At 30.1% G+C, this 12,608-nt stretch carries 12 protein-coding genes; 11 read left to right on the top strand and 1 reads right to left on the bottom strand.

Annotated elements, in window-relative coordinates:
• Positions 1 to 64: 64 nt before the first annotated feature.
• Together dnaK and dnaJ are read left to right on the top strand one after the other, a co-directional pair.
• Positions 65 to 1,921 carry a molecular chaperone DnaK gene (gene dnaK, locus Q5O29_RS08765; RefSeq protein WP_022212579.1) on the top strand — a complete coding sequence of 619 codons (1,857 nt, stop codon included), beginning with the start codon at positions 65 to 67 and terminating at the stop codon, positions 1,919 to 1,921.
• A 122-nt stretch (positions 1,922 to 2,043) separates the two neighbouring features.
• Positions 2,044 to 3,180, top strand: a complete 1,137-nt coding sequence (dnaJ, locus tag Q5O29_RS08760; RefSeq protein ID WP_022212578.1) for a molecular chaperone DnaJ — start codon at positions 2,044 to 2,046, stop codon at positions 3,178 to 3,180.
• A gap of 48 nt (positions 3,181 to 3,228) precedes the next feature.
• Here dnaJ and Q5O29_RS08755 read toward each other — a convergent pair whose 3' ends face one another.
• Positions 3,229 to 3,891, bottom strand: coding sequence for a hypothetical protein (locus Q5O29_RS08755; RefSeq protein ID WP_022212577.1), 663 nt, complete (start codon positions 3,889 to 3,891; stop codon positions 3,229 to 3,231).
• Positions 3,892 to 4,106: 215 nt separating this feature from the next.
• Between Q5O29_RS08755 and Q5O29_RS08750 the strand changes: the two genes are divergently transcribed.
• The 9 genes from Q5O29_RS08750 (at position 4,107) to yqfC (ending at position 12,600) form a co-directional block, all read left to right on the top strand.
• Positions 4,107 to 5,657 carry a nitrite/sulfite reductase gene (locus Q5O29_RS08750; RefSeq protein ID WP_022212576.1) on the top strand — a complete coding sequence of 517 codons (1,551 nt, stop codon included), beginning with the start codon at positions 4,107 to 4,109 and terminating at the stop codon, positions 5,655 to 5,657.
• 173 nt (positions 5,658 to 5,830) lie between these two features.
• Positions 5,831 to 6,490 carry a tRNA (guanosine(46)-N7)-methyltransferase TrmB gene (gene trmB, locus Q5O29_RS08745; RefSeq protein ID WP_022212575.1) on the top strand — a complete coding sequence of 220 codons (660 nt, stop codon included), beginning with the start codon at positions 5,831 to 5,833 and terminating at the stop codon, positions 6,488 to 6,490.
• A gap of 218 nt (positions 6,491 to 6,708) precedes the next feature.
• Positions 6,709 to 7,869: an O-antigen ligase gene (locus Q5O29_RS08740; RefSeq protein ID WP_022212574.1), complete on the top strand. Its 1,161-nt coding sequence runs from the start codon at positions 6,709 to 6,711 to the stop codon at positions 7,867 to 7,869.
• Between the two features lie 192 nt (positions 7,870 to 8,061).
• Complete coding sequence (gene prmA, locus Q5O29_RS08735) at positions 8,062 to 9,003, top strand: 50S ribosomal protein L11 methyltransferase (RefSeq protein ID WP_022212573.1); 942 nt, start codon at positions 8,062 to 8,064, stop codon at positions 9,001 to 9,003.
• A gap of 19 nt (positions 9,004 to 9,022) precedes the next feature.
• Positions 9,023 to 9,787, top strand: coding sequence for a 16S rRNA (uracil(1498)-N(3))-methyltransferase (locus tag Q5O29_RS08730; protein WP_022212572.1), 765 nt, complete (start codon positions 9,023 to 9,025; stop codon positions 9,785 to 9,787).
• Positions 9,787 to 11,091: a tRNA (N(6)-L-threonylcarbamoyladenosine(37)-C(2))-methylthiotransferase MtaB gene (mtaB, locus tag Q5O29_RS08725; protein WP_022212571.1), complete on the top strand. Its 1,305-nt coding sequence runs from the start codon at positions 9,787 to 9,789 to the stop codon at positions 11,089 to 11,091. Before Q5O29_RS08730 ends, mtaB begins: the two co-directional genes overlap by 1 nt.
• 130 nt (positions 11,092 to 11,221) lie before the next feature.
• Positions 11,222 to 11,566 (top strand): histidine triad nucleotide-binding protein, encoded by a 345-nt coding sequence (locus Q5O29_RS08720; protein WP_022212570.1) that lies wholly within the window; start codon positions 11,222 to 11,224, stop codon positions 11,564 to 11,566.
• A 120-nt stretch (positions 11,567 to 11,686) separates the two neighbouring features.
• The gene (gene rpsU / locus Q5O29_RS08715) at positions 11,687 to 11,863 is read left to right on the top strand and encodes a 30S ribosomal protein S21 (RefSeq protein ID WP_003441547.1); all 177 of its coding nucleotides are present in this window, start codon (positions 11,687 to 11,689) and stop codon (positions 11,861 to 11,863) included.
• 458 nt (positions 11,864 to 12,321) lie between these two features.
• On the top strand, positions 12,322 to 12,600 hold the full coding sequence (yqfC, locus tag Q5O29_RS08710) for a sporulation protein YqfC (RefSeq protein ID WP_022212569.1): 279 nt from the start codon (positions 12,322 to 12,324) through the stop codon (positions 12,598 to 12,600).
• The last annotated feature ends 8 nt before the right edge of the window (positions 12,601 to 12,608 follow it).

The raw sequence follows: 12,608 nt of genomic DNA, 5'->3' as shown, positions 1-12,608 counted from the left end.
AGATTTTAAAATAAAAATAGTGTAAAAAACTTTACACTAACTAGAAATTTAGGAGGAAATAATTATGGGAAAAATTATAGGTATTGACTTAGGTACAACAAATTCATGTGTAGCAGTTATGGAAGGTGGAGAACCAGTCGTAATAGCAAACTCAGAAGGAGCAAGAACTACTCCATCAGTAGTTTCATTCCAAGCTAATGGAGAAAGATTAGTTGGTCAAGTAGCTAAAAGACAAGCGATTACTAATCCAGATCATACAATAATTTCAATAAAGAGAGAGATGGGTACAGACCATAAAACTCATATTGATGATAAAGAATATTCACCACAAGAAATATCAGCAATGATTCTTCAAAAGATAAAAGCTGATGCAGAAGCTTATTTAGGTGAGCCAGTAACTCAAGCAGTTATCACAGTGCCAGCTTACTTCAATGATGCTGAAAGACAAGCAACTAAAGATGCTGGTAGAATAGCTGGATTAGAAGTATTAAGAATAATAAACGAACCAACAGCAGCTTCACTTGCTTATGGATTAGATAAAACAGATCACAGCGAAAAGATATTCGTATATGACTTAGGTGGTGGTACATTCGACGTATCTATACTAGAATTAGGTGATGGTGTATTCGAAGTATTATCAACAAATGGAGATACTAAGCTTGGTGGAGATGACTTTGATAATAAAGTTATGGATTATATAGCTGAAACATTCAAAGCAGAAAATGGTATTGATTTAAGAAATGATAAGATGGCTCTTCAAAGATTAAAAGAAGCAGCTGAAAAAGCTAAGATTGAATTATCATCTTCAATGCAAACAAATATTAACTTACCATTCATCACTGCTGATGCAACAGGTCCAAAGCACATAAATTTAGATTTAACTAGAGCTAAATTCAATGAATTAACTCATGATTTAGTTCAAAGAAGTATCGAACCAATGAAGAAAGCTTTAGCAGATGCAGGACTTTCAATTAGTCAAATAGACAAGGTTATATTAGTTGGTGGATCAACAAGAATACCAGCTGTTCAAGAAGCAGTTAAGAACTTTACAGGAAAAGAACCATCTAAGGGAGTTAATCCAGATGAATGTGTTGCTGTAGGTGCTGCAATACAAGCAGGTGTATTAACTGGAGAGGTTAAAGACGTATTATTATTAGACGTTACACCATTAACATTAGGAATTGAAACAATGGGTGGTATAGCTACACCATTAATTGAAAGAAATACAACTATTCCAGCTAAGAAGAGTCAAGTTTTCTCAACTGCAGCAGATGGTCAAACATCAGTGGAAATTCACGTAGTTCAAGGTGAAAGACAAATGGCAGCTGATAACAAGACTTTAGGAAGATTTACTCTATCAGGAATTGCTCCAGCTCCAAGAGGAATTCCACAAATTGAAGTAACATTTGATATAGATGCAAATGGTATAGTTAAAGTTTCAGCTTTAGATAAGGGAACAGGAAAAGAAGCAAACATCACAATTACAGCTTCAACTAACCTTTCAGATGAAGAAGTAGAAAAGGCAGTAAAAGAAGCAGAAAGATTTGCTGAAGAAGATAAGAAGAGAAAAGAGGGCATAGAAGTTAAGAATAATGCTGATCAAATAGTATATCAAACTGAAAAAACTTTAGAAGAATTAGGAGATAAAGTATCTGCTGATGATAAAGCTAAGGTTACAGCTAAATTAGATGCATTAAAGGCTATTAAAGATGGTGAAGATTTAGAATCAATTAAGAAAGCAATGGATGAATTAAATCAAGAATTCTATGCTATATCTTCTAAGATGTATGCACAAGCTGGAGGACAACAAGGTGCTGAAGGATTTGATCCAAACAATATGGGTGGAGCAAATGCAGATGCTGGTACAGCTCACGATGACAATGTAGTAGATGCTGATTTTGAAGTTAAAGATGACAAATAATAAAATTAATTTAGAGGGAAGACAAAAGTCGTCTTCCCTTTTTAAAAGTACAGTATTTAATAATTATTATTATAATGTTATTATATAAAGGTAAATTTGTAATAAGGTGGTGACATTTGTAGATGGCAAGTAAAGACTATTATGAAGTGCTTGGCCTTCAAAAAGGGGCAAGTGAAGATGAAATAAAAAGAGCCTTTAGAAAGCTAGCTATTAAATACCATCCTGATAAGAATCAAGGAAATACAGAAGCAGAAGCTAAGTTTAAAGAGATAAATGAAGCTTATCAAGTACTTTCTGATCCTGAAAAGAAAGCAAGATATGATCAATTTGGATCAGCTGACTTTGATGGAAGTGGATTTGGAGCAGGTGGATTTGGTGGTTTTGACTTCAATGATATGGGTGGTTTTGGAGATATTTTTGAAAGTTTCTTTGGTGGTGGCGGAAGTTCATCAAGAAGAAGAAATGGACCGGTTAAAGGTGCTGATTTAGAATACACTATTAATTTATCCTTTGAAGAAGCTATATTTGGTGTTGAAAAAGAAATCACAATTAATAGAAGTGAAAACTGTGAAGAGTGTCATGGATCAGGAGCTAAACCTGGAACGTCTCCAAAAACATGTCCAACATGTAATGGTTCAGGGCAAGTAAGGGTTCAAAGACAAACTCCATTAGGAAACTTCGTAACTACATCTACATGTGATAGATGTGGAGGTAGAGGAACTGTAGTTGAAGAACCATGTCATTCATGTGCAGGAAAAGGTAAAGTAAGAAAGAGTAGAAAGATAAGTGTTAAGATACCAGCAGGTGTTGATACAGGAAATGTACTACCACTTAGAGGGCAAGGTGAGCACGGTGCTAACGGAGGGCCTCCAGGAGATATATATATAAGAATCAATGTTGCTAGATCTAGCAAGTTTGATAGACGTGGAAATGATATCTATATAGATACTCATATATCTATGTCTAGAGCTGCACTAGGATGTGAAATAACAGTACCTACAGTAGATGGTGATGTTAAATATACTGTTCCAGCAGGAACGCAATCAGGTACACTTTTCAGATTAAAAGGAAAAGGAGTTCCAAGAGTAAATGGTTCGGGAAGAGGAGATCAGTACGTAAAAGTTGTAGTTGAAATTCCTAAGAATTTAAATGAAAAGCAAGTGGAAGCATTAAAAGCATTTATGGAAGCTTGTGGAGAAGAACCAGACAATGTTGAAGTTCCACACAAAAAAGGATTTAAAAACATCTTTAAAAAATAGATATATTTTAATTAAAAACAGCCTGTTGTATTTAAAGCGACAGGCTGTTTATTTCGTTAATACATTTAAAACATCCATGGCATGTTCTTTTCTTTCGGAGTTAACAATGATTGTAAGGATATTATCCTTGGAAGGAAAGTCAATCTCTTTAAGTAAATTTAAAGAATCTATTTTAATACCATATATACCTTCAGTATCATTTGAGTCAGAAGCTTTAACAAGCAGTTCTTCTGGAATATTTAAGTTTTCAAAACCATCTATAGTGGAGATATCTTCAAACATATCTTGTGATACTTGCGCATTGAAGTATTCTTCATTAACAATGGCAAGATCAATTTCTTTAGCAGCTATTTTTATAGCGATTTCTTCAGTAGGGGTTAATCTATATCCAGTATTTGAGTCACTCCAGATAGGATTAATAAGTATTGTTGACTTTTCAGGATTTTCAATAAGTAGATCATTAAGTGTATCCCTAAGGGAGTATAACTGATTTTCATCTATATAAGAATTATAATAAGTTATGGTACAGTAAGTAGATTTTTTAGTCATCATTGTATGAATGAAAGAAGCTAGTCCTACTATAGAAAGTAATGTAATAATTATATGAATTTTATAATATTCCCATATATATCTATATTTTTCTTTGGGAGATAAAGCTTTGAATTTTTCTTTAATTGATATTTCAGAATCAAGTTGTGTTTCTTTTTCCATATTATCCTCCTGATTTATGTATATGTTTACTTAAGTTAAGTTTATAGAAAAAAATTACAAAAATCAATGAAATTTATAAAATTTTTACTTCTTTAATATAATAAAAAATAAAAAAAATATTGTAGAAATATGAAAACAATATATAATATATTTTGAATATTTATTTAAATAAGAAGGCATAGTAAAGATAGAAAAGATTAGTATGAGGTGAAGCAATGGAAGAAATAAAAAAAGAGATATTATGTGAAATAGAGCCTTTTAAAGAAAATGGGTATGAATTTCTAAATAAGAATATGTCAAAAATGGATTTTAGATCAATATCATGCGGATTTGGAGTATATGCTCAAAGAAATCAAAAAGATTTTGTTATTAGACTTAGGACCTCTTCTGGAGTTATAGCCTTAGATCAATTAAAGAAAATATATGAATGGGCTAATAAATATGAAGTAGAATATTTGCATTTTACAACACGCCAATCTATTCAATATCATGGATTGACTATAGATGATACATGTAGCTTAATGGAAGAGGCATTAAATTATAATATTTTTACAAGAGGTGCTGGAGGAAATTATCCAAGAAATGTAGCACTATCTCCTTTATCTGGAGTAGATAAAAATGAAGCATTTGATGTAACTCAATATGCTATAGCTTGTGATAATTATTTTATGAAGAGAATAACTTCATATAAATTACCAAGAAAAATAAAAGTAGCATTTTCTAACTCAGAAGAGGATACAGCATGTTGTACAGTTCAAGATTTAGGATTTATGGCTGTAAATAATGAAGGGAAAAAATGCTTTAGAGTATATGTAGGGGGAGGTCTAGGAAGAAATCCTAAAAAAGCGTTAGTTTATCCAGAATTAATAGATGCAAATGAAGTTTTATACTACGTTCAAGGAATGGTAGATTTCTTTATTTCAGAAGGTAATTATGAAAATAAGAGTAAAGCAAGAATTAGATATATAGTTGAAAAATTAGGTGAAGAAGGTTTTATAGAATGTTATAAGAAACATGTGGAAGCAGCTAAAGCTAAAGGTGGATTAAGTTTAGAGTGTGAAGAAATTAAAAATACAAAAAAAGGTATAAAAGTTGATATTATTGATAATAGATTAATTGAGCAAAAGCAAGAAGGGTTATATAGTGTATATTTACATCCAGTTGGAGGGCAAATAGCATTAGAAAATTTAAAAGAGATAATAATGATACTGGAAACATGTGAATCACCAGAGATAAGATTATCTAAAACAGAAGGAATATATTTTAGAAACCTTAATGGAGTTGAAGCTAAAGATCTTTTAGAAATTACTAAAGATATGGGTGGAGAAAGTGATTTCGAACAAAGTATTTCATGTATAGGTGTACCAACTTGCCAAATAGGAATTTGTGATAGTCAAGACACTTTAAGAGAAATGATTACTTATGTAAAAGAAAATAAAGGAGATACTAAGTATCTTCCAAAAGTATATATATCAGGATGTGGAAATTCTTGTGGTGCTCAAGAAATTGGAGCAATAGGTTTTGCTGGAAAGAAAAAAAGAGTAGATAATGAATTATTAGAATGTTTTGAGTTATTTGTTGATGGAAGTCATAAAGCAAATGAAGTTAGATTAGCTGAAAAATATGGAGAAATTTTAAAACGAGATATACCTAAATTTATGCTAGAACTATCTAATACTTTAAAAGAAAGTAATAAGAGTTTCAGAGAATATATAAGCGTTAAAAATGATGATTTTAAAGAACTAGTAGAAAAATATAATAGTTAGAATATATAGTATAAAGAAAGTTAGATTAATATTTCTATGTTTATAGAAGTATTTTATAAAGTCTAACTTTCTTTTGTTGTTGAAATAAGTCTATAAATCTGTATAATTAATTTATAGCAAGGAATAGTTAGAAGGAATTTATTGATTATAGATGGAAGTTGGAGTGAAAAAATATGAGAATGCGTAAAAAGCCTTGGGCTAGACCAGAATTAGAGGCATGTAAGTTCTTTATACAAAATCCAAGTGAGTATAAAGGAAGATGGAAAGAGTTTTTCGGCAATGATAAGCCTATATACATGGAATTAGGATGTGGAAAAGGAACATTCATGGCTGTTCATGGTTCAGAAAATCCTGATAAGAATTATATTACTATAGATATAAAAGATGAAGTTTTAGTGTTAGCTAAGAGAAATATTGAAGCAGCTTATGAGAAAAAGGGGCAAGAAATAGATAATGTTGCATTAATGTCACAAGAAATTGCTATAATTGATAACATGTTAGGTGACGGTGATGAAATAAGTAGAATATACATTAACTTCTGTAATCCATGGCCAAAAGATAGACATAAAAAAAGAAGACTTACTCATACTAGACAAATTGAAAAATATAAAAAATTTTTAAAGGATGGTTCAGAAATCTGGTTTAAGACAGATGATGATGAACTGTTTGATGAATCTTTAGAATACTTTAAAGAATGTAATTTGGAAACAAAATTTATCACAAGGGATTTACATAACAGTGGATTTGAAGGAAATGTAGTTACAGAGCATGAAAGAATGTTTACAGAGCAAGGGATAAAGACTAAATTCATAATTCTACAATATAATAAATAAAGAATAAAAAGGTTTAATTATAAATAAAATTGTAATTAAGCCTTTATTATTTTTTAGTAAAAATTAAAAACTATCTCTAAAATAATTATAGATTTACACTTAAAGGTTAATAATATTAATAAGTAAAAAGTAAATACCAAAAACAATAAGGAATTAAAGAATATTATTTGAAGGATTAATTAGCTGATTTCAAAAATAATATCTTAATGGTGGTTATTATGAATTTATTTGTTTTAATGGTAGTATTATCACCTTTTACAGCAGTTATACCTGGAATATATGGGATATATATCTTATATAAGAAAAAAGCAGAGGTGCTTAAAAACTATCTAACTGTAAGTTTGATGTTACTTTTTTTATGCTTTTTCCTTAGTGGGGTGGTTAATGCAAGCATTTTATCTGTATGTGGCTCTTTTTTACTATTAATCTATATAGGGATAGCCATATTAAGTCAGAAATATTTTGTAACTCAAAAGAGAGTGAATGATGTTTTAAGGTTATTATTAAAGCTATCATCCTTAACAGCTTTAATTGGTATTGTAGAAAAGATAGTATTTATTTTTAATGGGAAAGAAAATCATAGAATATTTAGTACATATGGAAATCCTAATATGACAGGTGCATGGTTTGGCAGTATGATACTAATAGCCATGTTTTTAAAAGATGGTCATAGTGATAAAACTGAAAATAAAAAGTTAAATCTTTTATTGGTACTTATGACTGTAGCGTTACTACTAACTGAATCAACAGGAGCTTTTATTGCTCTATTATCATCTATGGGAGCTTATTTTTTGGTGGATAAAAATAGAGAAACTAAGAAGAGTATAATAATGATTATGACCATTATATTTGTTATAGTATCATTTGTGTTTTTTCAAAGAAGAATTAATTCAATAACTGTAATAGATGAATTGAGAACATCTTTTAGTTCTCGTTATGATATTTGGTTTGGTTCAGCTGAAATGTTTTTAATAAAGCCGTTGTTAGGATGGGGAGCACTAGGAACATTAGAGCATGGAATTGACTTCATGTATAATAATGGCAATGTAATTCATTCACATAATATTTGGTTAACTTTTTTAGTTTCTGGTGGAATTTTAGCATTTAGTATATATATTTTTGTTAAAATTAAAATTTTTAAAGATTTGATGATAATATATATAAGATATGATCATTATGTATGTTTATTAACTGCTTTGAATATGATGGTTATAATTCAAGGACTAGTAGATTGTAGTGTTTATGCGCCCCAGTTAGGTATGTTGTTTATTGCTGCTAATTCAATACTGTTTAATATAGCAAATGGAAGGATAAAGGAAAATGATAAGATAGAGGAAGGAGAAATTGAAGATTGCAATAAGGATATGGTGGCAAACTAAAATAATTGATAAGTTAGTAATTGAAAATGAAAAATTAAGGAAGGGACTCTGATGAGTTCCTTTTATATTAGATTTTAAAATATAGATAATTATCCATTATCAAATTTCAATTAAATAGGGTGGACTTTATTTGTCATACCGTGTAAAATAAAGTATTAGTCATTATGTTAAAAAGAAGAAAGGATGATATAGATGAATGGAACTTGGGTAGAAGTTAGAGTTATAACAATAAGTGAAGCTTTAGAACCAATAGCAGGAATATTTTATGGATTAGATTGTAAGGGAGTTGCAATAGAAGACCCTAATGATATATTAGGAAGAGAGCAAGGACCTTTAACTTGGGATTTTGCTGATATTAATGTTTTAGAACATAGAGGAGAAGCAGCTGTAGTAAAAGGTTATTTCTCAGAAGAAGATAATGTTGAAGAGATAGTTACATATATAGAAGAAAAGGTTAATGAAATAAAAGAACTGGGAATAAACGTTGGTGAAGGAAAGGTTGAAAGTGAAGTTAAATATGAAAAAGATTGGGCTGACACTTGGAAACAATATTATAAACCAGTTTTAGTTGGAGAAAGAATAGTGGTTAAACCGATATGGGAAGAGTATGAGCCAAAGGGCAATGAATTATTGGTTGAATTAGATCCAGGAATGGCATTTGGTACAGGAACTCACGAAACTACAAGAATGTGCATACAGGCATTAGAAAGATATGTAAATGAAGATGCTACAGTGTTTGATGTAGGATGTGGTTCAGGAATATTAACAATTGCAGCGGCTAAATTAGGAGCAAAATTATCAGTTGGGGTAGATTTAGATCCAGTAGCTGTTGAATCATCAAAGGAAAATGTAACATACAATAAATTAAACAACATAGAAATCTTAGAAGGAAACTTAGTGGAAGTAATAGATGGTAAAGCTGATGTTGTTGTTGCTAATATATTAGCGGAAATAATATGTATATTAACAGATGATGTTAAGAGAGTATTAAAGGATAATGGTATATTTATTACATCAGGAATAATTCACGATAGAGTGGAAATGGTATGTGAAAAACTAGAAGCTACTGGGTTTGAAGTTATAGAAAAGAACAGAGATGGAGAATGGAATTGTATAGTAGCTAAATTAAAATAGTTTATAGGAGCTAAGGAAAATGCATAAATTTTTTACACCTAAAGAATTAATAAGTGAAAATATAGCCAAAATAATAGGTGAAGATGTTAAGCATATTATTAAGGTTTTAAGGATAGAAGCAGGAGAAAAGGTTGTTTTGAACGATTGTCAAGGTACAGAATACCTTGCAGTGATAAGCTCTACTAGCAAACAAGAAGTTGAATTTGAAATACTTGAGAAGCTAGATGTAAACAATGAAAGTCCTGTTAAAATACACCTATATCAAGGGCTTCCAAAGGCTCAAAAGATGGATTTAATAGTACAAAAAGGAACAGAGCTAGGAATTAGTGATTTCATACCTGTAATAACTTTAAGAGTTGATGTAAAACTGAAAGGTGAATTTAAAAAACTAGATAGGCTTAATAGAATAGCATTAGAGGCAGCAAAGCAAAGTAAAAGAAGTATAGTGCCTAAGGTATTAGAACCTATAAGTTTTGATGAGGCATTAGAAAGTATGAAGGAGTTAGATTTAATAATTGTTCCTTATGAAAATGCAGAAGGGTTTGGCATAAAATCGTTGATTAATAAATTAAGAGAAGAAAATGCTACATTAAATGAAATTAGTGAAGTAGGAATATTTATTGGACCTGAAGGTGGAATTGAGGAAGATGAGATATTAAAATTGAAAGAAATAGGAGCTCATATAGTTACTTTAGGAAACAGAATTTTAAGAACGGAAACTGCTGGTTTTACGGCAGCTTCATTAATTCAATATGAGCTTGGAGATTTAGGAGGAATTATTTAATGAAAGTTGCATTTGCTACTTTAGGGTGCAGAGTTAATTTTTATGAGTCAGAAGCAATGGCTGAAAAATTTATTAGAGAGGGGTATGAAGTTGTAGACTTTGATACTTTTGCTGATGTATATGTAATAAACACTTGTACTGTTACAAATATGGGAGATAAAAAATCAAGACAAATTATAAGTAGAGCTAGAAGAAGCAATCCAGAGGCTATAATAGCTGCTGTAGGATGTTATTCACAAATGTCTCCTAAAGAAGTGTCAGCAATAGAAGGTGTTGATGTAGTCCTTGGAACACGTAATAAAGGAGACGTAGTTTATTATGTAAATAAGGCTAGAGAAGAAGGTGAGCCTCAAGTTCATGTAGAAGGCGTACTTAAAAATAAGAAGTTTGAAGATTTAAAGATAGAAGAATATCAAGATAAAACAAGAGCTTTCTTAAAAATACAAGATGGATGTAATAGATTTTGTACTTTCTGTACAATACCATATGCAAGAGGGTCTGTATGTTCAAAAGACCCAAATAAGGTTATAGAAGAAGTAAAAGAATTAGCAGCTAATGGATTTAAAGAAGTTATTTTATCAGGTATACACACAGCATCATATGGTCTTGATTTAGAAGGTACAGTAAATCTTCTTACTATAATTGAAGACATTGAAGCTATTGATGGTATAGAAAGAATAAGAATAGGTTCATTAGAACCAGGATTCTTTAGTGAAGAAAATATTGAAAAAATCAAAGGTTTTAAGAAATTATGCCCTCACTTCCACTTATCTCTTCAAAGTGGATGTAATACAGTGTTAAAGAGAATGAATAGAAGATACTCAGCTGAGGAATATAAAATGGCTGTAGAAAACATAAGAAAAGCGATACCATATGTATCGATTTCTACAGATGTAATTGTTGGATTCCCAGGAGAAACTGAAGAAGAATTTAATGAAACATATAAATTTTTACAAGATATTAAGTTGACAAAAACACATGTATTTAAATATAGTCCAAGAAAAGGTACAAAGGCAGCAGATATGCCTAATCAAATTGATGGAAGGACTAAAGATGAAAGAAGTAAGCTTTTAATTGAACTTAGTAACAAAAATGAACATGACTTTATTGAAAAGTTTGTAGGAAAAGAAATGGATATTTTAGTTGAAAAAGAATTAAAAGATAGACCTAATATATTTGAAGGGTATACGAAAAATTATATAAAAGTTGAGATTGATTGTATGGCAGCAGATATAACTGGTAAAATAGTAGATATAAAGATTGAAAAAGCAGAGGGAGAATATGCTATTGGAGATCTCTTATAGTTAAACACTGAATAACGCTACGATTATTAATTAGTGAAGTATTAATTTTAACTATGGAAGTGTTTAACTAGCCAAAGGCTACTTAACTAATTACTATAACGTTTAATTATAAAGAAGGGTGGTGAAGTTTATGAGTGATTGTATTTTTTGTAAGATTATAAAAAGTGAAATACCTTCAAAAAAAATATATGAAGATGAAAAAGTATTAGCTTTTTATGATATTAGTCCAGAAGCGCCAGTTCATTTTTTAGTTATACCAAAAGAGCATATAGTAAGTGCTAATGATATAACAGAAAAAAATGCAGAAGTTGTTTCACATATATTTGTTGTTATTAATAAAATAGCAAGAGAGTTAAAAATTAATGAAACGGGCTATAGAATAGTAAATAACTGTGGAGAACAGGGTGGTCAGACTGTAGGACATATGCATTTCCATGTGTTAGGTGCAAGGGATATGAAGTGGCCACCAGGCTAATAAGAAAAATAAATTTTATTGACATTTTAAGTTAAACTATAGTATAATATAGTATGTGTTATTAAGCCTGTAGCTTTAGTTTGTCGGACTAAATTGAGCTAGCGGAGGGAGGGATAATAGATGTCAGAAATCAAAGTTGGAGAAAACGAAACACTTGAAAGCGCATTAAGAAGATTTAAGAGAAAATGTGCAAGAGCTGGAGTTCTTTCAGAAGTTAGAAAGAGAGAACACTATGAAAAACCAAGCGTTAAGAGAAAGAAGAAATCAGAAGCTGCGAGAAAGAGAAAGTTCAAGTAGGATTTATAAAACTATTTTTTGGTCTATATATTATGCTTAAGACAATGAGATTATTCATTAGAAAGAGAGAAGTAAGCAATGATTAAATATTTGCTAGACTTCAAAAAAGGAATGATAAAATATATTTATGTATATTTTATGAATTGCCTTCCTCAGCATTTTAAAGAAGATAAATTTTACGGTCGTAAGAAGCTTAGCTACTTAAATTGGCAAAATAGCATAAAGCATAGATAAGCTTTTGTCATAAGTGAATTAGAGACTTATAGTTCATATAGATTATGTTTTAAATTAAATAGTTAGATAATAATGTTAAATATTTAAGGACTCAATTATATTGAGTCCTTTTTTTATGCAAAAATATGAATAATTTTTGCTAGATACTTTTTTATATAAATTGTGATTTTATTAGTTACATAAACATAAAGTACATTGAAGGAATATTATTTAGGAGAGGTCTCATGGAAGATAAGCTAAAAAAGAGAAAAAAGGTTTTAGTAGATAAATTGGAAATGCCTAAGGAAATTGTTTTAGATGTACCTAGGATTACTGTAATTGGGCGTAACGAAATAACTATTGAAAATCATAAGGGAATACTTATTTTTGAAAAGAATGAAATAAAAATAAAAACAAGTCTTGAGCCGTTAACGATAAAAGGAAATTCTTTTGAAATATTATATATAGCTACTTCTACTTTGATTATAAGTGGATATTTTGATTATATAGGGTATGGGGAGTGATGTTTAAT

It is taken from the genome of Clostridium sp. CAG:265, assembly GCF_000436575.1.
Taxonomy (GTDB): domain Bacteria; phylum Bacillota; class Clostridia; order Clostridiales; family Clostridiaceae; genus Clostridium; species Clostridium lentum.
This window is presented reverse-complemented; position numbering and strand designations above follow the sequence as displayed.